Origin of the sequence: Nonomuraea coxensis DSM 45129, assembly GCF_019397265.1 — a bacterium.
In the GTDB taxonomy this organism is placed as follows: domain Bacteria; phylum Actinomycetota; class Actinomycetes; order Streptosporangiales; family Streptosporangiaceae; genus Nonomuraea; species Nonomuraea coxensis.
Window position 1 is genome coordinate 7,291,167 of sequence record NZ_CP068985.1, and the last position, 21,567, is coordinate 7,312,733.

The 21,567-nt window shown below is 73.1% G+C and carries 20 protein-coding genes and 1 tRNA gene; 12 read left to right on the forward strand and 9 right to left on the reverse strand.

Annotated features, from left to right (window positions below):
• Positions 1–154 precede the first annotated feature (154 nt).
• Both Nocox_RS34105 and Nocox_RS34110 read left to right on the forward strand, forming a co-directional pair.
• The gene (locus tag Nocox_RS34105; RefSeq protein WP_026213942.1) at positions 155–1,237 is read left to right on the forward strand and encodes a GNAT family N-acetyltransferase; all 1,083 of its coding nucleotides are present in this window, start codon (positions 155–157) and stop codon (positions 1,235–1,237) included.
• Positions 1,234–2,364, forward strand: a complete 1,131-nt coding sequence (locus Nocox_RS34110; RefSeq protein ID WP_020541304.1) for a DegT/DnrJ/EryC1/StrS family aminotransferase — start codon at positions 1,234–1,236, stop codon at positions 2,362–2,364. The genes Nocox_RS34105 and Nocox_RS34110 overlap by 4 nt, the downstream gene beginning before the upstream one ends.
• Here Nocox_RS34110 and pdxR read toward each other — a convergent pair.
• Entirely contained in the window at positions 2,336–3,784 is a 1,449-nt protein-coding gene (gene pdxR, locus Nocox_RS34115; protein WP_020541305.1) for a MocR-like pyridoxine biosynthesis transcription factor PdxR, read from the reverse strand. The two genes, Nocox_RS34110 and pdxR, sit on opposite strands and share 29 nt — an antisense overlap.
• 71 nt (positions 3,785–3,855) lie before the next feature.
• Here pdxR and Nocox_RS34120 point away from each other — a divergent pair, with 71 nt between their 5' ends.
• The 8 genes from Nocox_RS34120 (at position 3,856) to Nocox_RS34155 (ending at position 12,517) form a co-directional block, all read left to right on the forward strand.
• Positions 3,856–4,494, forward strand: coding sequence for a pyridoxamine 5'-phosphate oxidase family protein (locus Nocox_RS34120; RefSeq protein WP_020541306.1), 639 nt, complete (start codon positions 3,856–3,858; stop codon positions 4,492–4,494).
• 85 nt (positions 4,495–4,579) lie between these two features.
• Positions 4,580–6,991, forward strand: coding sequence for a serine/threonine-protein kinase (locus tag Nocox_RS34125; RefSeq protein WP_020541307.1), 2,412 nt, complete (start codon positions 4,580–4,582; stop codon positions 6,989–6,991).
• 109 nt (positions 6,992–7,100) lie between these two features.
• Positions 7,101–8,750: a serine/threonine-protein kinase gene (locus Nocox_RS34130; RefSeq protein ID WP_020541308.1), complete on the forward strand. Its 1,650-nt coding sequence runs from the start codon at positions 7,101–7,103 to the stop codon at positions 8,748–8,750.
• A 22-nt stretch (positions 8,751–8,772) separates the two neighbouring features.
• Positions 8,773–10,176 carry a protein kinase family protein gene (locus tag Nocox_RS34135; protein WP_026213943.1) on the forward strand — a complete coding sequence of 468 codons (1,404 nt, stop codon included), beginning with the start codon at positions 8,773–8,775 and terminating at the stop codon, positions 10,174–10,176.
• Positions 10,177–10,226: 50 nt separating this feature from the next.
• Positions 10,227–11,306, forward strand: a complete 1,080-nt coding sequence (locus Nocox_RS34140) for a DUF2510 domain-containing protein (RefSeq protein ID WP_020541309.1) — start codon at positions 10,227–10,229, stop codon at positions 11,304–11,306.
• Positions 11,307–11,375: 69 nt separating this feature from the next.
• Complete coding sequence (orn, locus tag Nocox_RS34145) at positions 11,376–11,969, forward strand: oligoribonuclease (RefSeq protein ID WP_020541310.1); 594 nt, start codon at positions 11,376–11,378, stop codon at positions 11,967–11,969.
• 88 nt (positions 11,970–12,057) lie between these two features.
• A tRNA-His gene (locus Nocox_RS34150) sits at positions 12,058–12,133 on the forward strand.
• A gap of 159 nt (positions 12,134–12,292) precedes the next feature.
• Complete coding sequence (locus Nocox_RS34155; protein WP_020541311.1) at positions 12,293–12,517, forward strand: helix-turn-helix domain-containing protein; 225 nt, start codon at positions 12,293–12,295, stop codon at positions 12,515–12,517.
• A gap of 48 nt (positions 12,518–12,565) precedes the next feature.
• On the opposite strand, the gene Nocox_RS34160 is transcribed toward Nocox_RS34155, so the two are convergent.
• Entirely contained in the window at positions 12,566–13,231 is a 666-nt protein-coding gene (locus tag Nocox_RS34160; RefSeq protein WP_020541312.1) for a helix-turn-helix domain-containing protein, read from the reverse strand.
• A 140-nt stretch (positions 13,232–13,371) separates the two neighbouring features.
• Between Nocox_RS34160 and Nocox_RS34165 the strand changes: the two genes are divergently transcribed.
• Positions 13,372–14,592 (forward strand): NAD(P)/FAD-dependent oxidoreductase, encoded by a 1,221-nt coding sequence (locus Nocox_RS34165; RefSeq protein ID WP_020541313.1) that lies wholly within the window; start codon positions 13,372–13,374, stop codon positions 14,590–14,592.
• On the opposite strand, the gene lat is transcribed toward Nocox_RS34165, so the two are convergent.
• The 3 genes from lat to Nocox_RS34180 form a co-directional block, all read right to left on the reverse strand.
• Positions 14,582–15,874, reverse strand: coding sequence for an L-lysine 6-transaminase (lat, locus tag Nocox_RS34170; RefSeq protein WP_020541314.1), 1,293 nt, complete (start codon positions 15,872–15,874; stop codon positions 14,582–14,584). The genes Nocox_RS34165 and lat overlap by 11 nt on opposite strands.
• A gap of 122 nt (positions 15,875–15,996) precedes the next feature.
• On the reverse strand, positions 15,997–16,644 hold the full coding sequence (gene trhA, locus Nocox_RS34175; protein ID WP_033408171.1) for a PAQR family membrane homeostasis protein TrhA: 648 nt from the start codon (positions 16,642–16,644) through the stop codon (positions 15,997–15,999).
• A gap of 20 nt (positions 16,645–16,664) precedes the next feature.
• Entirely contained in the window at positions 16,665–18,161 is a 1,497-nt protein-coding gene (locus Nocox_RS34180; RefSeq protein WP_169577003.1) for a penicillin-binding transpeptidase domain-containing protein, read from the reverse strand.
• A 61-nt stretch (positions 18,162–18,222) separates the two neighbouring features.
• On the opposite strand from Nocox_RS34180, the gene Nocox_RS34185 reads away from it, so the two are divergent.
• The gene (locus Nocox_RS34185) at positions 18,223–19,068 is read left to right on the forward strand and encodes a spermidine synthase (RefSeq protein ID WP_033408172.1); all 846 of its coding nucleotides are present in this window, start codon (positions 18,223–18,225) and stop codon (positions 19,066–19,068) included.
• Positions 19,069–19,071: 3 nt separating this feature from the next.
• On the opposite strand, the gene Nocox_RS34190 is transcribed toward Nocox_RS34185, so the two are convergent.
• The 4 genes from Nocox_RS34190 to Nocox_RS34205 form a co-directional block, all read right to left on the reverse strand.
• Complete coding sequence (locus tag Nocox_RS34190) at positions 19,072–19,401, reverse strand: nuclear transport factor 2 family protein (RefSeq protein WP_020541318.1); 330 nt, start codon at positions 19,399–19,401, stop codon at positions 19,072–19,074.
• A complete protein-coding gene (locus Nocox_RS34195; RefSeq protein ID WP_020541319.1) occupies positions 19,398–20,495 on the reverse strand; it encodes a low temperature requirement protein A in 1,098 nt (365 codons plus the stop codon). The genes Nocox_RS34190 and Nocox_RS34195 overlap by 4 nt, the downstream gene beginning before the upstream one ends.
• A gap of 76 nt (positions 20,496–20,571) precedes the next feature.
• Positions 20,572–21,144, reverse strand: a complete 573-nt coding sequence (locus Nocox_RS34200; protein WP_020541320.1) for a superoxide dismutase family protein — start codon at positions 21,142–21,144, stop codon at positions 20,572–20,574.
• A gap of 97 nt (positions 21,145–21,241) precedes the next feature.
• Positions 21,242–21,517, reverse strand: coding sequence for a 4a-hydroxytetrahydrobiopterin dehydratase (locus tag Nocox_RS34205; protein ID WP_020541321.1), 276 nt, complete (start codon positions 21,515–21,517; stop codon positions 21,242–21,244).
• Between the last annotated feature and the right edge of the window lie 50 nt (positions 21,518–21,567).

Here is a 21,567-nt window from a genome sequence, read left to right on the forward strand (position 1 = left end):
GGACCCACATTAGAACCTCACTCGGTTCTGAACGATACCTGAGAGTTTTGTAACGTTCCGGACCTGCGGTGATGAGCATTCGGTAGGTTCACTTACCCTGAAATTACCTGGTCCGATCCCTCGCTGGACAAAGTGCGGCCGTCTGTAGGAGCACATGCGCGTCACTCTCGCCCTCCCCCGTGAGCTGGGACCGTCCGAAGTGAGCCGCTGGCGGGCTCTGCAGGAGTCCGATCCCGCCTTCGACAATCCCTTCCTGTCGCCCGAGTTCACGATCACGGTGGGTGAGCTGCGCGAGGTCGTCCGGGTCGCCGTCCTCCACGACGGTCCCGACATCGTGGGATTCTTCCCCTTCGAACGCCATCCGCTGGGCATCGGCAAGCCGGTCGCCGCCGGGCTGACCGACGCGCAGGGGCTGGTCTGCGTCAAGGACCTGGAGATCGACGCGCGCCGGCTGATCAAGGACTGCGGCCTGGCCGTCTACGAGTTCGACCACCTGGTCTCCGGGCAGCCGCTGATGAACGCCCGCGCCGAGCGCTACCCGTCGCCGATCATCGACCTGCGCGACGGCTACGAGCACTACACGCGCTTCCTCAAGGACAACTCCGGCAAGACGTACAAGAGCACGCTGGCCAAGTCGCGCAAGCTCCAGCGCGAGGCCGGCCCGCTCCGCCATGACTACGCCGTCGCCGACCTGGAGCCGCTGCGCACCCTGCTCGGCTGGAAGACCGACCAGTACCGCCGCACCGGCCGCACCGACCGCTTCGCCCACCAGTGGATCGTCGAGCTGGTCGAGCGGCTGCTCGCCACCAGGACCGACTCCTTCGCCGGCGTGCTCGACATGGTCTACGTCGACGACCGGCCGGTGGCCGGGCACTTCGGGGTGCGCACCCGCACCACGCTGGCCGGCTGGTTCCCCGCCTACGACACCGACTTCGCCAAGTACTCCCCCGGCCTCATCCACCATCTCGCGATGGCCGAGCAGGCCGCCGCGTCCGGCATCGAAGTGATCGACATGGGGCGCGGGCACAAGGAGTACAAGGAGAAGCTGAAGAACGGCGAGCTCGAGGTGGCCGAGGGCCGCGTCGCCAGGGCGAGCGCGGGGGCGGGCGCGCACTGGATGATGCGCGTCCCCGCGCGCAAGGCCCGCGCGATGGTGCTCGCCAATCCGCTTCTCCTACGCACTGCGGACAAAGCATTGAAAACTTACGGACGAATCCGTAGCGTTATGCCTCGGTGAATTACCTCGCAGAGCGCACGGGCCGTCACTGCCTGTCGCTACCGTCCAACCGGCTCGGTCTCTACCTGGCGTTACGGCACTTCTGCACGCCCGGGCAGCGCCTGCTGATGTCGCCCATCTCGGCCGACGAGATCCTCTTCCTGGTGCTCGCCGCCGGGCTGCGGCCGGTGATCGCCCCACTGGACCCGCGCGACGGCAACATCGACGCCGCGCGCGCCGACCTCGCCACCGTGGACGCCGTCCTGACGACCAACCTCTACGGCATCCCCGACCGCGTCACGGCCTTCACCGGCAAGATCGTCATCGAGGACGTCGCCCACGCCATGGAGAGCGATCTCGGCGGCCGGCCGCTGGGCACGTTCGGCCGGGCAGGCGTCTTCAGCCTCTCCAAGCACCCGGGCGCCGGCTCCGGCGGCGTGCTGGCCGTCGAGGACCCCGCCGACCTGCGGGCGCTCGAACGCGCCCGCGACGAGCTGCTGGCGCCCGGCTCACTCGGCGCCGACCTGCTGTCCGTGTCCACCTCGATGGCCCGGCAGGCCGCGCTCAGACTCGGCCTGGTGCGTCCGGCGCTCGCCGTCGCCCGCGCGATCGGCCTGGAGGAGCCCCGCGACGGCTTCCGCATCCCGCTCAACCCCGGCGCGCTGGAGCTGGCGCTCAAGGAGACCCCCGAGCTGCCGCCCTTCGACCCGTGGGTCCGCGCCGACCTGCACGCCTACCGGTCGCGCCGCGGCCGGATGGCCCGCTGGCACCAGGCGCGGCGGACGGCCAGGGTGCCCGGCGAGCGCGCCCGGCGGCTCGCGGGAGTGGCGCGGCTGGCCGAGCTGCCCACCGTCGCGCCCGCCGTGCGCGACCACCTGGACCAGCCGCTGTTCCGCGTCCCCCTGCTGGTCCGCGAGCGGGACGCGGCCATCGCCGAGCTGGAGCGCCACGGCGTGCCCACCGGCTACCTGTACGCCCCCGCCTACGACGACTACGCCCCCGGCTTCGCCGAGCCGTCACCCGACCCCGCCCAGGCCCGCTGGTGGGCCCGCCACGCCCTCCCCGTGGACCCGATGTACGTCCACCGCTCCCTGCCCGTCCTGCGCGCCCTGGAGCCCGCTACGGCGCCGCCGCCACCGCTTCCCTGACGATCGCGGCGATGACCCGGCAGCCTCTGCGCACGTCGGCCAGCGACGCCGAGCCGTAGCCGATCACCAGTCCGTGCAGCCGCTCGCGGCCGTGGTGGTGCCGGCCGGTGGCGTCCAGCAGGATCCCCCGCTCCCTGGCCCGCTCGACCACGACGGGCACCACGGCGGCGGGCAGCTCGGCGAGGACGTGCAGCCCCGCGGTGTCGCCCCGCAGCCGGCAGACCGGTCCCAGCAGCTCGACCACGGCGGCGCGGCGGCGGGCGTACTCCAGGCGCATGCGGCGCAGGTGCCGGTCGAGGTCGCCGCGCTCCAGCAGGGTCGCCACCGCCTCCTGGACCGGGCCGCTGGTCCGGTCGGCGACCGCGCGGCGCAGCCCGGCGATCCTCGCGACCAGCTCCGGCGTGCCGACCAGCCAGCCGACGCCGACGTCGGGCGACAGGGTCTTGGACAGCGTGCCGAGCAGCACCACCCGCGACGGGTCCAGGCCGTAGAGCGCGGGCAGCGGGGCGACGTCGTAGCGGAACTCGGCGTCGTAGTCGTCCTCGACGACGGTCGCGCCGGTGCTCCGCGCCCAGGCCAGCAGCCGCTCGCGGCGTGGGATCGGCAGCCGGCCGCCCAGCGGGTACTGGTGGGCGGGGGTCGTGTAGAGCACGCGGAGGTCGCCGGGGAGGCCGTCGACGATCACGCCGTCGGCGTCCACCGGGCAGGGCACGATCTCGGCGCCGCGGGCCTCGAACACCGTGCGGGCCACGTGGTAGCCAGGGTCCTCGACCCCGGCGCGGGCGCCCGCGCCGAGCAGGGCGAGCGCGCACAGGTCGAGGCCGTTGCCGGTGCCTCTGGTGACCAGGATGTTCTCCGGGCCGACGGCCATGCCCCTCGCCCGGCGCAGGTGGTCGGCCAGCAGCTCGCGCAGCCGCGGCAGGCCGTACGGGTCGGGGTCGGCGCCGGGCGGTGGCTCGCCGGCCCTGCGCCAGGCCCGCTTCCAGGCGGCCCGGTCGTAGTCGCGCACCCAGGGCCGGCCCGCCGTGAGGTCGATGAAGGCGGCGGCGGGCCCGGCCGGGGCCGGGTCCTGGGGGGTCTCGCGCGGCGGCGTGACCGCCGTCTCGATCCCGCCCGTCCCCCTGCCCGCCGTCCTCATGCCCGCCGTCCTCATGCCCGTCGTCTCCATGTCCGCCACGAAGGTGCCGGAGCCGTGCCGCCCCTCCAGCCATCCCTCGGCGTAGAGCTGCTGGTACGCCTCCGTGACGACGGTCCTGCTCACCTTGAGCTGGGCGGCGAGGGCCCGGCTGGACGGCAGCCGCTCGCCGGGCGGCAGCGTGCCGTCCAGCATGGCCCGCCGCAGCCAGCCGGCGAGCTGGGCGGTGAGCGGCACGGCGGCCTCCCGCGAGAGGGAAACCGGCAGGTCGACGGAGCTACGCACGCAAGTGGTCCCTACGAAGGGGTCGGTAGTGGCCATCCAGATTAGGTCCACTCCGCGCGTACGGTCGAACCATGCTCTCCGCCACTCCCCGCACCACGCTCGGCCGCTCCAAGGAGCGCGGCAGCACCGACAGGAACGACCTGTACGACGTGCTCGACTCCGGCCTGATCTGCCACCTGGGCGTCGTCGTGGACGGCTGCCCGATGGTCGTGCCCACCGGCTACGGCCGCCTGGGCGACACCCTCTACCTGCACGGCTCCACGGGCGCCCGGTCGCTGCGCGCGGCGGACGGCGGCGAGGTGTGCGTGACGGTCACGCACCTGGACGGCGTGGTGCTGGCCCGCTCGATCTTCCACCACTCGGTCAACTACCGCTCGGCGATCGTCTACGGCACGGCCAGGCTGGTGACCGACCCCGACGAGCTGCTGGCGGGCCTGCGGGCCCTGTCGGAACGGCTGGCGCCCGGCCAGTGGGACCACGTCCGGCCGCCGAACCGCAAGGAGCTCGCCGCCACCGCCGTGCTCGCGCTGCCGCTGGAGGAGGCGTCGGTCAAGACGCGCAGCGGCGGGCCGGTGGACGAGGAGGAGGACTACGGCCTGCCGGTGTGGGCGGGCGTGCTGCCGCTGGTCACCACGTGGGGCGCGCCCGAACCCGATCCGGTGCTCCCAGAAGGTATCGATCCCCCGGTTCACATCCTCCATCGGGAGTAGTTCCATGAATCAGGGCCACCTGGCAAACCCGCGCTCTTGATCGTACGTCTCATCAGGTGGGCCGGATCCTGATGGGAGATGGCATATGGACTGGACCGCCCCCGGATACACCCAGATCAGACAGCTCGGCGCCGGCGCCGGCGGCCGCGTCGTGCTGGCCGTGCACGACGAGACCGGGGTCGAGGTCGCCGTCAAGTACCTCGCCCCGCACCTGCTCCAGGACCCGGCGGCGGTGGCGCGGTTCCAGTCGGAGGCGCGGCTGCTGACCACGCTGCGCCACCCCCACATCGCCACCATGTGGGAGTACGTCCAGGACGCCGGCGGCGCGGCCATCGTCATGGAGCTGGTCAACGGCGTGCCGCTGCGGGCGCTGCTGCGCGAGCACGGCACGACCGAGCCCGAGGCGGCGCTGGCCGTGCTCAAGGGCTCGCTGCTGGGCCTCGGCGCGGCCCACGCGCGCGGCGTCGTGCACCGCGACTACAAGCCCGAGAACGTGCTCGTCCGGCACGACGGGGTGAGCAAGCTCGTCGACTTCGGCATCGCGGTGCGGCAGGGCTCGGCGGGGCTGCCCGAGGGCACGCCGCCGTACATGGCGCCGGAGCTGTGGGAGGGCCGGCCGGCCTCGCCCTCCACCGACGTGTACGCCGCCACCGCCGTCTTCTTCGAGTGCCTGACCGGCCACCGGCCCTACCGCTCGACCGAGCCCAGCGTGCTCGGCTACCAGCACGTGCACGCTCCGGTGCCCTTCCACGAGGCGCCCGAGCCGGTGCGCGAGCTGGTCAGGCGTGGCATGGCCAAGGACCCGACGCGGCGGCCGGCGGGCGCGGAGGCGTTCGTGGCCGAGCTGGAGGCCGCGGCCGCGGCGGCGTACGGGGAGGACTGGGAGGAGCGCGGGCGGCGGCGGCTCGCCGCGCTGGTGGGCCTGCTCGCGCTGCTGCTGCCCACGCCGCCCGCGGCCACGCCGGAGGTGTCCACGTCGTTCGCCCGCACGGTCTTCCGCGGCCTGCGCGCCAACGCGGCGCGGGTGGCGATGGGCGGCGGGCTGGCCACGGCGGTGGCGGTGGCGTCGGTGATCCTGCTCACCAACCGGGAGCAGCCGCCGCCGTCCGGGCCGATCGGCGCGGCGGTGGTCGTGCCGCCGACGCCTCTCACGCCCGAGGCCGCCGCCGGGACGCCCACGCCGGAGACGACCCCGGAGGCCACCCCATCGACCCCGGAGGCGACCCCGGAGGCGACGCCCGCGTCCACCCCGGAGGTCTCGCCGGAGCCGGCGCCTTCGGAGGATCCTGAGAGCACCCCCGCCACCACGCCGAAGGCCGCCGTCCCGGTGGACGAGCCTTCCGGCCCGCCTCGGACCGCCACCTCCCGCCCGGCCGACTCACCGCCGACGCGCGAGCCCTCCAGGGCCCCCACCCCGAGGCCACGACGCACCCCGACCCCCACGCCCACCCCCACCCCGACCCCCACGCCGACCCCGACGCCCACCCCGACGCCCACCCCGACCCCGACCGTGACCACGCCCTCGCCGGACACCTCCGTGCTCGCGGTGAACGTCGGTGAGCCGGTCGTAGGCGCCGACGGCGCGATCTCCGCCACGGTCACCGTCCGGGCGAGCGGCACCGCGCCCGTGACCGCCACCGCCGCCTGGTCGGTCCCCGGCGCCCCGGGCCGCACCCAGCGCCTCGCCTTACGCGGCTCGACCTCCTACACGCGCACGCTGACCTGGGCCCCCGGCGAGCGCGCCTGCGGCCGTACGGTCACGCTGACCGTCACCACGACCCCGGCCGCCCCCGGCGGTGCGCGGAGCGGGTCCGTGTCCGTGCCGGCCTGCCCGGCCCGGGTGACCGGCCTGCGGGTGGCCCTGGACCTGCCCGCCGCGCCGGCCCGCGCCGCGCGGGCGGCGATCAGGGTGACGGCGAGCGGCACCGGCGAGATCCCCGTCACGGCCCGCTTCGCGGTGAACGGCGACACCGTCGCCACCAGGAACGTCACCCTCTCCGGCCGCACCTCCTACAGCCGCGCGCTCACCCACGCCTTCCGCTCCCGCCCGTGCGGCTCGACGCTCTCGGTGCGGGTGACGGCGGGCGGCCGGACGGCCACCGCGCGGGCCGCCGTGACCTGCCCGCCCGAGGTGCGCCAGGTCACCGTGCTGCGGGCGGGCGCGAGCGAGGGCATCACGGCCACGGTCCGGGTGCTGACCTCCAGTGCCCAGCCCGTACGCCTCACCGTCAGGTACTCGACCGGCGGCGAGGGCGGCGGCTCCGACACGGCGACGCTGTCGGGCGGGACCTCGTACGTGCGGACCTTCACCTTCCCGGTAAAACTGGCCTGTGGCACGCGGTGGACGGTGACCGCCTCGACCGATCCGGCGGCGGGCGGCGGCGCGGACTCGGCGAGCGGGACCACCGCGGCCTGCCCTCCCCCCGAGGAGGAGCCGGAGGAGCCGTCGAAGACCCCTCGACCTGAGACTTCGGACACACCGGTGGAGATCGACTGAAGTCGTCCGTCACACTTATCGCCATATCGGCAGGGAATCCGGTTAGGTCCCGTTAAGCTACGGACCGTTTGATGCGGGTGGGGGCCCAGACAACTCCAGAGGAGACCGTATGAACGGCGAGGGCCAATGGGGGGTCCCCGGCTATACCGAGGTTCGCGAGCTGGGCTCGGGAGCCGCCGGACGGGTCGTGCTGGCCACGCGCGACCACGACGGCGCCGAGGTGGCCATCAAGTACCTCAGTGACGAGCTGAGGTCGGACATGGGGTTCGTCGCCCGCTTCCGGCACGAGGCCCGGCTGCTCGGCACGCTGCAGAGCGCGTACCACGCCCGGCTCATCGACTACGTCGAGTCCGGCTACGGCGCGGCGATCGTCATGGAGCTGGTCAACGGCGTCTCGCTACGCGAGCTGCTCCGCTCCCAGGGCCCGACCGGCCCCGAGGCGGCGCTGACCGTGCTGAAGGGCTCGCTCCGCGGCCTCGCCTCGGCGCACGCCATCGGGGTCGTCCACCGCGACTACAAGCCCGAGAACGTCATGGTGCAGGAGGACGGCACCAGCAAGCTGGTGGACTTCGGCATCGCGGTCCGGGCCGGCGAGGACGCCGGGGCCGCCGGCACGCCGCCTTACATGGCGCCCGAGCAGTGGTCGGGCGCGCCCGCCGGCCCCGCCACCGACGTGTACGCCGCCACGGTCGTCTTCTTCGAGTGCCTCACCGGCGGCCGGCCCTACCGGGGCACCAACCTGGTCGCGCTGGCCGCGCAGCACCAGAGCGCGCCGGTCCCGGCCGAGGAGGTGCCGGCCGCGCTGCAGGGCCTCGTCGAGCGCGGTATGGCCAAGGACCCGGCCGAGCGCCCGCCGTCGGCGGAGGCGTTCCTGACCGAGCTGGAGGCGGTCGCGGCCGGCGCGTACGGCCCCGACTGGGAGGAGCGCGGGCGCCGCCGCCTGGCCGCGCTCGCCGGCATGCTGATCCTGGTCTTCCCGACCTCGCTGGACGAGCCGGTCGAGACCGGGACCTCGTTCACCGAGAGCCGCTTCCCCGACGCGGCCGGGCTGCTGCGCAAGGTGCCGGCGAAGATCGCCGTGGCGACGGTCGGCGTCGCCGTGGTGATCGGCGCGGTCGTGTTCGTGCTGTCGTCGTCCGACGAGGCCAAGCTGTCCGCGGGCTCCACCCCGGTCACCCCGAGCGCGGTCGTCCCCACGACGGAGGAGCCCGTCGAGGAGGACGCGGAGCCCACGGAGGAGAGCACGCCCGAGGAGAGCACGCCGCCGGAGACGCCGCCGCCGACCGCCACGGGGAGCCAGGCGCCGCCCACCGCCGCGCCGACGGCGGCCCCGACCAGGACCACCGCCAGGCCCCGGCCCACGCGCAGCCCGATCAGGACGCCGTCGAGGACCCGCAAGCCGTCCCCGACGGCGACGGACACCGACGAGCCCGAGCCGACCGGCAGGGTGGAGGTGCCGGAGAACACCCGGCGCCCGACCTCCGCGGAGCCGACCCGGAGCAGCGCCCCGGCCACCACCCGCCCGCCGACGCGGCCCACCTCGGAGCAGCCCAGCTCGTCCGAGCCGCCCACGTCGCAGCCTCCGACCGACCCGTCCAGCCCGACGGGCGACACCACGCCGAGCGACGTCCCGCGCATCGACCGCGCCGAGGCGGCCCCTGGTGCGCTGCTCGCCCTCGGCCTGGTGACGTCCGGCGTCGTGCCGGTCACACTTGCGGTACGGCGCCGCATGGCGGGCCGCCACAGAAGGAAGCGCTAGACGCGCCGGGGGGCGAACGGCGATGAACAACCCTGAGCACGGTATCGCCGGTTTCCGGCTCACCGAGCACACGTGGATGACGGAGCTGGGCAACTGGATCGACGCCATCTCGCCGGACGGCCGCAGGGCCGGCGCGCTGCTGTTCGACGCCCGGCTCATCGGGCTGCCCGGCGTGCGCGAGCGGGTGGTGGCGGCCGTCCTGACCGACCAGCGGCTGGTGCTGGGCGGGCTGACCGGGCTCATCCCGGTCGCCGACGTGGTGGCGGCCGGCGACCAGGTGTGGCTGCTCACCGGCCAGGCGGTCAGCCCGACGCTGGCCGACCTGCTCACCACCGCGCCGATCGAACCGGCCGGCGCCGCCTCGGCCCTGGTGGAGACCGCGCAGACGCTGCTCGCGCTGCACGCGGCCGGAGTCACGCACGGCTCGGTGCACCCCGGAACGGTGGTCGTCACGTCCGAGGGCGCGGCGCTGCTGTCGGAGCGGGGCCTGTCCGACGCCATCCGCGGCCTGGTCTCCCCGCCGGAGCGGGACGCGGCCGGATGGGCGGCGCTGGCGCGCGGCCTCGCCGCGTCGTTCGTGGCGTGGGCGCCGCAGGCGGCGCAGCTCTTCGAACGGGCCGCGGGCCTGGCCGGGACGCTGGGTCTCGCGGCCGCGCGCGGCGCGCTGCTCGCCGAGCAGGCGTCGCTGCCCGGCGGGACGATCGGCAGGGAGGGGCTGGCGGAGGCGGCGCGGGGCCGCTCGGCTTTCGCGCAACCGGCCGCGCACGCCGCGGCGGCGGCTCTCCCCGCGCTGCCGAGGGACGAGGGCGACATCGTGACGCTGCTCGCCCCTGGCCGCGTGGCGCCGGGGCATTCCGGGCCCGTGCCGCCGGGGCCCGTGCAGTTCGGGCCCGGTGTGGGCACGCGGGAGCAGCGGCCGGAGACGACGGCCGAGCAGATCTGGCGGTCCGGCCGGCCGGAGGCCGACACCGTGCAGCGCGCGGGCGGACGCCGCGCGGGCGGACGCCCGGTCAAGGCGGCCCGGTCCCGGCGGTGGCGGACGATGGGCTCCACGGCGCTCTTCGCAGTGATCATGGTGGGGGCGATCCTGGCCTGGTTCAGGCTGAGCGACGCGCCTGAGCTCGCGATCGGGTCCGTGGACGTGAAGGCGGCCAGGAAGTCGTACGGATGCGGCGCCACTGCGCTGGTCACCGGCACGGTCGTGACCAACGGCGGGTCCGGCGTGATCGCCTTCGAGTGGCACAAGAGCCTGGACAAGGAGGTCGTCAAGGGCACCCTGCAGACGCGGTCGGACCAGACGTCGTACCAGTTGCCGCTGCGCTGGCGGCTGACCGGCAGGACCTCGGTCAAGGCCACCGCCACGCTGCTCATCGTGAGCCCCGAGCCGCGGCGCACGGACAAGGTCAGCTTCACGTACAAGTGCTGATGCCCGCCCGGCCATGCATACCGAAGCGGTTTCTTACTAATCTGGCCAACATGACCACCCAGACCCCCGCGGGCTGGTATCCGGACCCCTATGGCGAGCCCAAGCTCCGCTGGTGGGACGGCAGCCAGTGGACCGACGCCACCCACGTCCAGGAGCAGGGGCCCGCACCGCAGTCCCAGCCCCACCCCCAGCAGCAGCAGCCGGCCTCCGGCCCGCAGCGGCAGGCGCGGCCGGACTGGTCGGCGACCCCGGCGAACCCGACCGCGCAGTACGGCGGGCCGACCTACGGGCAGTCCGCCTACGGCCAGCCGGCGCCCACGCAGCCGCACTGGGCCCCCGACGGCCCCGGCGGATACGGCCGGCCGCCCAAGCAGGGCAACCCGATGCCGTGGGTGTTCGGCGGCCTGGCGGCGCTCGTGGTGGTCGCGCTGCTCGTCGCGGGCGGGATCTTCCTCGTCAACCGCGGCGACACGGGCGCGCTGCCCACCCCGCGCGACACCTACGTGCCGCCGGAGCGGCCGACCGGGGAGCCGCCCTCCGAGCCGCCGTCGCGGCAGCCGTCGCCCGGTCAGAGCTCCGCGCCGCCGCAGCCCGCCGACGGCCGGATCGCCGACACCCAGGCCGGGATCTCGTACGAGGTGCCCGAGGGCTGGTCGGTGCCGCCGCAGATCAACCCGGACAACCCGCCGCCCACCCTCCAGCTCTGGTCGTCCAGCGTCGAGAAGTCCTCGCAGGAGAACTACGACGGCAAGGGCGGCAACTGGGTCGGCAACGTCAACACGGGCGTGCTCAACGAGCTCTACCCTTACACCGGCACCTCCGGGCTCCGCGGCACCGCGCAGGCCGTCTTCATGGACTTCGCCCAGTTCTACTCGGTCGCGCACGAGACCAAGATCGTGTCGGACAAGGCGTTCAAGATCGGTGACCGCGAGGGCTGGCTGCTGCAGTTCGAGCTGGACTTCACGAAGGCGGCGAAGGAGAACGGCTACAAGTGGAAGAAGGAGTCCGGGGCCATCGTGCTCATGGACCGCGGCGCGAACGAGCGGCCGGCCCTCCTCTACGTCTCCGTGCCGGACAATCTCGGCACCGACGTGGTCGGCAAGGTCGTCGGCTCGCTCAAGCCCGCGTGACCCGTGGCACTAGGCTGGTGGGGGTAACAAGCGGGCGGATCGCTCCGAGCCGCTGGGCGAGGAGATCGTATGAGTGACTTGCTGGTCTGGATCGACTGCGAGATGACCGGGCTCGACCTAGGGCGCGACGCTCTGATCGAGGTGGCCTGCGTCATCACCGACAGCGAGCTCAACCAGCTCGACCAAGGCGTCGACGTGATCATCAAGCCGCCGCCCGAGTCGCTGGAGCAGATGTCTCAGGTGGTGCGCGAGATGCACACCGCCTCCGCACTGCTGCCCGAACTGGCGGGCGGGATGACGCTGGCCGAGGCGGAGTCGCTCGTGCTCGACTACATCCGCCACCACGTGCCGGAGCCGAAGAAGGCGCCGCTGTGCGGCAACTCCATCGGCACCGACCGCACGTTCCTGGCCCGCGACATGCCCGGGGTGGACGGTTATCTCCACTATCGGATGATCGACGTCTCGTCGATCAAGGAGCTGGCCCGCCGCTGGTATCCCCGGGTCTACTTCGCGGCGCCGGAGAAGCAGGGCGGGCATCGCGCGCTGGCCGACATCACCGAGAGCATCAGGGAGTTGCGCTACTACCGTGCGGCGATCTTCGTGGAGCAGCCGGGGCCCGACTCGGTGACCGCGCGATCACTCGCGGAGCGCGTCAGCAAGTAAGCCGGGCGTGTCAGCGGATAAGGAGTGGCGTAAAGACTCCCGAACCCCGCTACACTTTTCCTGTGCCGCCCTCACGAGGGCGGCCGTGGTGGGTGTAGCTCAGTTGGCAGAGCACCAGGTTGTGGTCCTGGGTGTCGAGGGTTCAAGTCCCTTCACTCACCCCAAGCGTGCGACGGCCGGTCCTGATGGACCGGCCGTCGTCGTTTTTCTCCCGACAATCGCAACCAAATCACGACAATGCGGGTTATGCTCGCTGTCTACCGCTAACGCCGGAAGCGCGGGGGCCTCGGCGATCTGACCGTCTTCGCGCCCCCGGAGGCCGGATGAGAGTCGACGACGCAGCGTTCGAGAGCGTGTTCATGTCCCTGAGCAAGCGCGAGATCGAGGTCATGGATCTCATCGCCGACGGGGAGTCCAACGGCCAGATCGCGCAGCGCCTGTTCCTCAGTGAGAAGACCGTCAAGAACCACGTGAACCGGATCTACGCCAAGCTCGGCGTGGACAGCCGGGTCACCGCCATCGGCCTCTGGAGGTCACGCCACCGATAGCCGCCCACCGGCCGGGGGCACCACCGGCCGGGGCGACGCGGGCGGTCCTCAGGCCCCCGTGTCGATGCGGCGGCCGGTCACGCGGGCGGGAACGATCTTGAGGTATTGCCCGCGGTCGCCGCCCGCCCACGGCTCGACGCCCGTGGACGCGGCCGCCGCCCGCTCCTCCTCGTCCGTCACGTGGTGCAGCGAGCCCCGCACGAGGACGCTCCAGCCGCTCCGCGTCCCCTCCTCGATCCGGTCGACCTCGAAGGCCACGAGGTACTCGACGTTCGCCACGCCGGTGCGCAGGTCCTCGTCGGTGGCCCCGCCGATCGTGGTGCGGAAGACGATCGCGCCGTCCAGCAGCCGGAAGTTGACCGGCAGGACGGTGAGCCCGTAGCGGCCCTCGAACGCGATGCGGCCCACCCCGCCGGGCTCCAGGAGGCGCAGGCTCTCCTTCTCGTCCAGCGCCACCAGCTCGGGGCGCGTGGCGGCCGGCCCCGCGCCCGCGGACGGCTCGGCGAACAGCTCCTCCACGGTCGTCTCCAGGGCTCCGGCCAGCCGGGCGAGCGCCTCGCGCAGCGGCAGCCCGGCCCGTCCTTCGAGGTAGGCGACGTAGCCGGCCTCGACCTTCGCGCGTTCGGCCAGCTCCTCACGGGTGAGGCCGAGCGCTTCCCGCCGCTCGGCGATGCGGTGGCCGAGGCGCTCGATGGTGGTCACGTGCTGCGACATCAGTGATCTCCTCCCAGGGATCACCGTAGCCCCATTTCCCGGCGCACAGGGAAAGGGGGCCCTTTCTTCTCGTCGTGGTTTAACCGACGCTGACGGAGTCATAGGACTCCATGGCGCCGCCGAGGGGGAGGAATCCGGTCATGGTGCGGAGAACGCGGGTGGTGGTGGTGGGAGCCGGTTTCGCCGGCCTCGCGGCCACGCGGGAGCTGGCCAGGGGCGGCGCGCTCGTCACGGTGGTGGACCGCAACCCGTACTCCACCTTCCAGCCACTGCTCTACCAGGTGGCCACGGCCGGCATGGGCACCGCGGACGTGTCGTACCCGATCAGGACCTTCGCCGCGAGGTGGCCCAACGTGCGGGCCCGCCGGGCCGCGCTCAGCAAGGTGCTGCCGAACGAGCGGCGGGTGGAGTTGGAGGACGGCACCTCCCTGGAGTACGACTACCTCGTGCTGTCCACCGGCGTGACCACGAACTGGCTCGGCGTGCCGGGCGCCAGGGAGAACGCGCTGCCCATCTACTCGCTGAGCGACGCGGCCACCCTGCGGCGGCGGCTCCAGCACTACCTGGAGGACACGGCGGCCGGGCGGCGCGAGAGCACCGACGTCGTGGTGGTGGGCGCGGGCGCGACCGGCGTCGAGGTGGCGGGCACGCTGGCCGAGCTGCGCCGCCGTACGCTGCCGCTGACGCATCCGGAGGTCCGGCCCGACCAGACGAGCGTGACGCTGGTGGAGCGCTTCGACTACGTGCTGGCCCCGTACAAACCGCGGCTGCGCCAGGCGGCCGAGAACGCGCTGCGCAGGCGCGGCGTGCGGATGCGCCTGGGCTCGACGGTGGCCTCGGTCGAGCCGGACGCGGTGGTGCTGAAGGACGGCACCCGGCTGCCGAGCGACGTGACCGTGTGGGCGCTCGGTGTCACCGCGCCCGACCAGGTCGCCGACTGGGGGCTGCGGCAGGGCAAGGGCGGGCGGATCACGCTCACCGAGGCGCTGAACGTGCCGGACCATCCGGAGATCTTCGTGGCCGGCGACCTGGCCGCGCCGCCGAAGCCGCTCCCCCAGCTCGCCCAGCCGGCGCGGCAGATGGGCAGGCACGTGGGGCGGCAGATCCTCGCCGCGGCCAAGGGCGAGCCGCTGCGGCCGTTCCGCTACAGCGATCCCGGCATCATGGCGACGGTGGGCAAGGCGGAGGCGGTGCTGGAGCGGCCCAGCGGGCTCACCGTGCGCGGGTTCCCCGCCTGGCTGATCTGGATCTTCATCCACATCGCGTACCTGCTGGGCGGGCGCAACCGGGTGAGCGTGCTGATCAACTTCTTCTGGCGCTATCTCGGGCCGCGCCGCACCGCCACCAGCGTCACCCAGTGACCGGGGTCTTCCCGTCGAGCGCGTCCGACAGGGCGCGCAGCCCGTGGTCGAGGTCGGTCTCCGGGATGTTGAGCGCCGGGCGCAGGCGCACCGAGCGGGGGCCGCAGGCCAGGACGAGCACGCCGTGCTCCTCCCTGAGCCTCGCCACCAGGGCGTCCCTGGCGGCCCTGGAGGGCAGGTCGAAGGCGGCCATCAGGCCGCGCCCGCGGACGCAGGAGACGGTCTCCGGGTGCTCGGCCTCCAGCTTGACGAGGCGTTCGAGCAGCACGGTGCCGAGCGTGGCGGCGCGCTTGATCAGGCCGTCCCGCTCGATGATCTCCAGGATGCCGCGGCTGCGGACCATGTCCACCAGCCCGCCGCCCCACGTCGAGTTGATCCGGCCGCTCACCTGGAACACGTTGTCGGGCACCAGGTCCACCCTGCGGCCGGCCATGATGCCGCCGACCTGGACCTTCTTGGCGAACGCCACGACGTCGGGCTCCAGCCCGAGCTGCTGGTAGGCCCACGGCGTGCCGGTGGTGCCGCCGCCGGTCTGGACCTCGTCCAGGACGAAGAGGGCGTCGTACTCGTGGCACAGGCGCTGCATGGCCTGGAGGAAGCGGGGCGTCATGTGGTTGTCGCCGCCCTCGCCCTGGATGGGCTCGGCGATGAAGCAGGCGATGTCGTGCGGATGCCGTTCGAACGCCGCCCTGGCCTGGGCCAGGGCGCGCTCCTCGGCCGCCTCGACGTCGCCGAGGTGGGTGGCGGGCACCTCGATGCGCGGCCAGTCGAACACGGGGAAGCGGTCGATCTTGCCCGGCTCGGTGTTGGTCAGGCTCATGGTGTAGCCGCTGCGGCCGTGGAAGGCCCGCGTCAGGTGCATGACCTTGGTGCCGAGGTCGCGGGAGCGGCCGGCGGCCTCGTTGCGGCGGCTCTTCCAGTCGAAGGCGGTCTTGAGCGCGTTCTCGACGGCCAGGGCGCCGCCCTCGACGAAGAACAGGTGCGGCAGGGCGGGGTCGCCGAGCACGCGGACGAAGGTCTCGACGAAGTCCGCCAGGTGCTCGGTGTACATGTCGGGATTGGCCGGCTTGTTGCGCGCGACCTGGCCGAGCAACTGGACGAAGCCGGGGTCGAAGGGCGGGTTCACGCCCAGCGGGGCGGAGGCGAAGAAGGTGTAGAAGTCCAGGTAGCGGCGGCCGTCGCGGGCGTCGACGAGCCAGGATCCGCGGCTCAGCTCAAGGTCGAGCACGAGGCGGTAGCCGTCGACGAGCAGGTGGCGGGCAAGGCGGGTGTGTACGTCCATGTCGCCTCCACTGTGGGCGGACAGGTCGCACGCTTCTCCGGTGAAGCGCCGACCCATACGTAAAAATTACGGTACATCTACCCATCAAGTGAAGTTCTTCAACGGCCGCCGTGAGTCGTCCTTCAGCCGTGCGAGTAGACGACGATGGACACCGCGATGTACTGCACGAGGTACGCGGCGAGGGTGAAGGCGTGGAAGACCTCGTGGAAGCCGAACCAGCGGGGCGAGGGGTCGGGGCGGCGCAGCCCGTAGACGATCGCGCCGGCGGAGTAGAAGACGCCGCCCACCGCCACGAGCACCACGGCGGCCACCCCCGCGCCCTCCAGGAGCTGCGGCATCACGAAGATCGCGGTCCAGCCGAGCAGCAGGTAGAGAGCCGTGGACAGCCAGCGGGGCGCGTTGAGCCAGAACAGCCGGAACAGCACGCCCGCCGCCGCCCCGGTCCAGATGACGCCGAGCACGGCCACCCGCGCCACGCCCTCCAGGGCGAGCAGCGCGAACGGCGTGTAGGTGCCCGCGATGATCAGATAGATGTTCGCGTGGTCGAAGCGGCGCAGGACGGCGGCCAGCCTCGGCCCGAGCGTGCTCCGGTGGTAGGTCGCCGAGATGCCGAACAGCAGGGCGGAGGTGATCGCGTAGACGGCGGAGGCCAGGCGGGCCTGCAGCGTCGGGCCGAGCGCCACGAGCACGAAGCCCGCGACCAGGGCCACGGGCAGCGCGCCCGCGTGCAGCCAACCGCGCAGCCTGGGCTTAACGGTCAAGGTCGTCATATAACCTACGGTACCGTAGGTTAGAGGCCGTTGAGGAAGCGGACGGCGACGGGCACGGCGGCGCCGCGCCCCGATCCCCCATGCCGGACGAACACGCAGAAGGCCAGGTCATCGCGGTATCCGATGAACCAGGCGTGCGGCCGGCCGTCCGGCGTCTCGGCGGTGCCGGTCTTGCCCGCCACGCCCGCCGGCAACCCCATCGCGGACGCCGTGCCGTGGTCCACGACGGCCGCCATCATGTCCCTCAGCGCCCGTACGACGCCCTCGTCCATGCGCACGTCCTCGATCGTGGCGCCGTCCACGCGGCGCACCTGCTCCTTCGACAGCAGCCGGGGGGAGCGCCAGGTGCCGCTCTCCACGGCGGCGGCCAGCGCGGCCATGCAGAGCGGCGTCGTCACCACCTCGCCCTGGCCGATCACGTCCTCGGCGAAGGTGTCCACGCTCTCGGTCACCGGGACGGCGCCGCAGCTCCCGCCGATGCCGGTCACCACCTGACGGCCGAAGCCCCACTCGGCCGCCGTCTCCGCCAGCGCCGCCGAGGTCAGCCGGGTCGTCGCCTGCTCGACGAACGTGGTGTTGCAGGAATGGGCGAAGGCGTCGGTGAACGTGACCGTCCCCCGGTCCACCTCGCCGTCGTTGCGGATCGTACGGAAGCCGGGCACGGTGTACGAGCCGGGGCACGGCACCTCGGCCAGCGGATCGAGGCCGCTCTTCAGCAGCGCCGCCGCCGTGACCGTCTTGAAGATCGAGCCCGGCGGGAAGACGTCCCGCACCGCGCTGTAGTCGTCCCTCAGCCGGTCGGCCAGGCCCAGGATCTCGCCGGTGCTGGGCCGGACGACCACGATCGTGGAGTCGTCCACGGCGTCGAGGGCGCGGGCGGCGGCCGCCTGGACCGAGCGGGAGAGGGTGGTCCGCTCGACGTTCGCCGCGGGCTGCTTGCTGAGCAGCGACCGGTCCGGCTGCCCCGGCGTCCTCAGCAGCAGCTCCCAGCCGGACCGCGCCTCGGCGAACTCGGGCTTGAGCGGATCGAGGTAGGCGTCGGCGTAGCTGTCGTGCGGGATGCGGTCGCCCTCGCTGGTGACGAACTCGGCCGAGGTCGTCTCGATCTCCCCCAGCTCCAGCCGCGCGCCGTCCTTGAGCAGCGGGTGCAGCGTCTCGGGCGTCCACAGGACCTTCCACGCCCGCTCGCGCACGGCCAGCCGCAGCGTGCCGTCGAACGGCCACGCTCCCAACTCGGCGAGCCGGCGCACGCCCGCGAACGGCACCTCCGCCGACTCCTCCCCCGTCCGTCTGAGCGGTCCAGGCGTCAGCGCGATCGACTCGACGTGCAGCTCCTCCGACAGCGCCCGGTGGCGGGGCACGAAGTCGGCGGGCGGCTGGTGGACCAGCCGCTCCATGCCCAGGACGTCTCCTTGGCGCCACGCCGAGAAGTAGGCGGCCGCGGTACCGGCCGCGGTCCCCTTCACCTTGTCCGCGGCGAAGACGGCGAACGCGCCCGCGCCGACTATCGCGGTCACCGCGACAACGAGCACAATCAGCCTCTTGCGTCGCATACGGTTTCTCCCGGGAGGGATCAGCGTGACACGTGGACAGCGGGAACCGGCGCCTGGGGTCTATCCGGTGACGTTCGGCGAGGTCGAGCTTCTCCGGGACCTGGACAGGCAGGACGGCTGGGTGCTGTCCAAGGATGGCGTACCTCAGTCTTATGTGGATCTCAAAGACCCCACATTCCTGGAATTCGAGTACGTACGTCTCATCGCGGACGTGATCGACCTCCTCGACGAGGGACCGCTCAGCTGCCTCCACATCGGCGGCGGCGCCTGCTCGATCCCGCGCTACGTCTCGGCCACCCGCCCCGGCTCGCGCCACATCGTGGTCGAGCCCGACGGGCTCCTCGTCAACCTGGTACGCGAACAGCTCGACCTGCGTTCGGTGCCGCGGCTGAAAGTGATCGTGGAGGGCGGGCGCACGGGCACCGGCAAGGTGTGGGACGACACCGCCGACCTGGTGGTGCTGGACGCCTTCACCGGCGCGACCATGCCGGTCGAGCTGGCCACCACCGAGTACATGGGCGACCTCGCCCGCGTCCTGCGCCCGGAGGGCACCCTGCTGGTCAACCTGGCCGACGGCAAGGGGCTCGCCTTCGCCCGGCGCCTGGTCGCGACCGTCACGGAGACGTTCAGGCACGTGGTGCTGCTGGCCGAGCCCGGCGTCCTGCGGGGGCGGCGCTTCGGCAACCTCATCGTCGCCGCCTCCCGCGCCGAGCTGCCCGTGGACCTGCTGACCCGCCGCGCGGCCGGCGGCCTCACCCAGGCCCGGTGCGTCCACGGGGAGGCGCTGACGAACTTCGTCGCCGGCGCGGCCCCCATCAGGGACGGCGACCACGTGCTGGCGCCGGTCCCCCCGCCCGCCGTCTTCGGCTGAGCCTCAGGCGAGAGGGCGGGCGGCGGCGGTCTGCCGCCAGATGAGGCCGTCGCGCAGCACCAGCGTGCCGTAGGTCTCCACCTGGTTGCCGCCGACCGTCATCCGGGCCTGGTAGAAGATCACGTCGTCGCTCGTGCGGACCGAGACCAGCTCGTCCACCTGCGGCTTCGCCGCGAGATAGGCGGCGAAGAGGCCGGCGATCCCCTCCGGGCCGCTCGCCACCCGGTCGAAGCGGACCACGACGGCCCCGGGGTGGTCCTGGGCGAGCAGGGCGTCGAGGTCGCCGGCGGCGATGGCGGCGAGCTGGCGGTCGAACACGTCCTGGGCGGTCATGCGGCGGCGCCTTCCACGGAGCGGGGACGGAGGAGGTCGTGGCCGACCTGGGCGGCCGCGTACGCGAGGATCAGCGACAGCGCGGCGGCGGTGGGCAGCGCGGCGGAGGCGAGCGTGAGCGCGGCGGCGGCCAGGCGCAGCGTGGCGGCGCGGCGCTCGCCGGAGCACAGGTGCTGGACGCCGAGCACGGCGAGCACCAGCGCCGCCGGTCCGCCGACCGCCCAGCTCGTCGCGGCCGGATGGGCGATGGCGTGCTCGACGCCGATCGCGAACGCGACCAGGCCGAGCGACAGCGGCAGGTGGGAGTAGACCCAGACCTGCCCGGCCAGCCGGGTGCGCAGCACCACGGACTCGTCGGTGTGGCCGAAGTAGAGCCACCAGAAGGCCATCGCGATCGCCACCCCCGCGGCGGCGAGGGCCAGGGTGCCCGGCGTCACCTCGTGGTTCTTGAGCCCGACGGCCACGGACCTGACGGCCTCGCCGAGCACGATCACCACGAACAGGCCGAAGCGCTCGGGCAGGTGCTCGGTCTGCGGCGGCAGCTTGCCCTGGTGGCGGCGGGCCAGTAGCGGGGTGCCGAGGTCGACGAGCAGGGCCACGGCCCAGAGGACGTAACGCGCGGGCGGTTCGACGGCGAGCGAGGCCAGCCAGACGAGCGCGGCGACGGAGAACCCGGCGGCGTAGCGGGCGGCCAGCGGCCTGGCCTCGGGCACGTGCCGCCCGGCCCGGAGGTAGGCGAGGACGAGCAGCAGCCTGGCCGCCACGTAGGCGACCGCGAACAGCCCCGAGCGCTGCTCGATGTCGCCCACGGCGGCCGCCATGGCGGCCACGGCGAGGATCTGCGGCAGGGCCAGCAGCCGGTGGCTGACGTCGTCGGTGTCGAACCGGTTGGCGTAGAAGACGTAGCCCGCCCAGGCCCACCAGACCGGCACGAACAGGCCCACGTAGACCAGGACGCGGCCCTCACCGAGCGCGGTGGCCAGCTCGGCGACCGCCACGACGAAGGCGAGGTCGTAGAGGAGCTCCAGCCACGTGACGCGGCGGTGCTCCCGCTCGAAGAGCCGTAATCGAGGTGGCTGCCACTGGCTGATCACCGCATCCGCCCTTCTCCGCTGTGTAATTGTGTAATTGTCGCACCGTCAGGGGCGTCGGCGGAACGGGTTTTCGCGATCAGCGCAGGGTCAGGCAGGCGACCCGGTCGCCCGCGGCGCCGGCCTGCGGGCCGCTGCTCACGGTGGGCTTGGCGTGGATCACCAGCGAGCCCGGCAGGCGGTCGGGGTCGAGCGCCCAGTCCTGCCGGGCCGTGGCCCGGCCCGCGCCCTCGCCGTCGGTGGTGAAGTCGAGCCACACCTCGCTCTCCGGGGTGACCTGGCCGGGATGGTGCTGGTAGTGCGGGCCGGACTCGTCGGGCTTGCCGCCGCAGGGCTTGGTGTGCAGATGAGCGCCGTAGCGGCGGCCGGGCAGCAGGCCCTCGGCGACGAGCGAGGTGCGGGTGACGCCCGCCGACGACTCGACGGTGACGCTGGCCTGGGCGCCCTCGGGGACGAGCTTGCGGTCGTAGGCGATGGCGCCGGTGTCGGAGGCCGTGAACTCGCCCGCCGAGGAGAGGTTGACCTCGCCCTCCGGCGCGGTGGAGCTCACCGGGGCGGGGCGCTCGCTCGGCCCCACGGCCCGCATGGGCGGCGGCGGGCCCGCGCAACCGGCGGCGGCGAGCAGAACGAGCAGGAACGCGGGCACACGCATGTGAACTCCCCCAAGGTCCGGACCCGGCGGCTTCCGAGAGGCCACCCACTCTAACGAGTGACGACGACACTACAGGGAGTATTGGCGGGGAACGCCGTCAGGCGCCGTGCTCGGCGGCGATGGCGTCGATGACGGCCGCGAGCGTGAAGTCGAGCTCGGTGAGCCCGCCCTGGTCGTGCGTGGTGAGCGCCAGGCGCAGGGTGCGCCAGCGGATGTCGATGTCGGGATGGTGGTCGAGCTCCTCGGCCTTGACCGCGATCGCGTCGACGATGCGGATGGCCGTGGGGAAGTCGGGCGCCTCGACGGTGCGCCGGATCTCGTCGCCCTCGCGCCGCCAGGCGGGGAGGTCCTTCAGCCTGCTCTCGACGTCCATCAGGTTTTTCCCGAGGGGACCGTCGCCTTCAGGCGACGGGGGAATCGGGA

Coding starts and splice junctions, on each gene's coding strand:
- Nocox_RS34105 (WP_026213942.1), top strand. CDS start 155: ATGCGCGTCACTCTCGCCCTCCCCCGTGAGCTGGGACCGTCCGAAGTG.
- Nocox_RS34120 (WP_020541306.1), top strand. CDS start 3,856: ATGCTCTCCGCCACTCCCCGCACCACGCTCGGCCGCTCCAAGGAGCGC.
- Nocox_RS34125 (WP_020541307.1), top strand. CDS start 4,580: ATGGACTGGACCGCCCCCGGATACACCCAGATCAGACAGCTCGGCGCC.
- Nocox_RS34130 (WP_020541308.1), top strand. CDS start 7,101: ATGAACGGCGAGGGCCAATGGGGGGTCCCCGGCTATACCGAGGTTCGC.
- Nocox_RS34135 (WP_026213943.1), top strand. CDS start 8,773: ATGAACAACCCTGAGCACGGTATCGCCGGTTTCCGGCTCACCGAGCAC.
- Nocox_RS34140 (WP_020541309.1), top strand. CDS start 10,227: ATGACCACCCAGACCCCCGCGGGCTGGTATCCGGACCCCTATGGCGAG.
- orn (WP_020541310.1), top strand. CDS start 11,376: ATGAGTGACTTGCTGGTCTGGATCGACTGCGAGATGACCGGGCTCGAC.
- Nocox_RS34155 (WP_020541311.1), top strand. CDS start 12,293: ATGAGAGTCGACGACGCAGCGTTCGAGAGCGTGTTCATGTCCCTGAGC.
- Nocox_RS34160 (WP_020541312.1), bottom strand. CDS start 13,231: ATGTCGCAGCACGTGACCACCATCGAGCGCCTCGGCCACCGCATCGCC.
- Nocox_RS34165 (WP_020541313.1), top strand. CDS start 13,372: ATGGTGCGGAGAACGCGGGTGGTGGTGGTGGGAGCCGGTTTCGCCGGC.
- lat (WP_020541314.1), bottom strand. CDS start 15,874: ATGGACGTACACACCCGCCTTGCCCGCCACCTGCTCGTCGACGGCTAC.
- trhA (WP_033408171.1), bottom strand. CDS start 16,644: ATGACGACCTTGACCGTTAAGCCCAGGCTGCGCGGTTGGCTGCACGCG.
- Nocox_RS34190 (WP_020541318.1), bottom strand. CDS start 19,401: ATGACCGCCCAGGACGTGTTCGACCGCCAGCTCGCCGCCATCGCCGCC.
- Nocox_RS34200 (WP_020541320.1), bottom strand. CDS start 21,144: ATGCGTGTGCCCGCGTTCCTGCTCGTTCTGCTCGCCGCCGCCGGTTGC.
- Nocox_RS34205 (WP_020541321.1), bottom strand. CDS start 21,517: ATGGACGTCGAGAGCAGGCTGAAGGACCTCCCCGCCTGGCGGCGCGAG.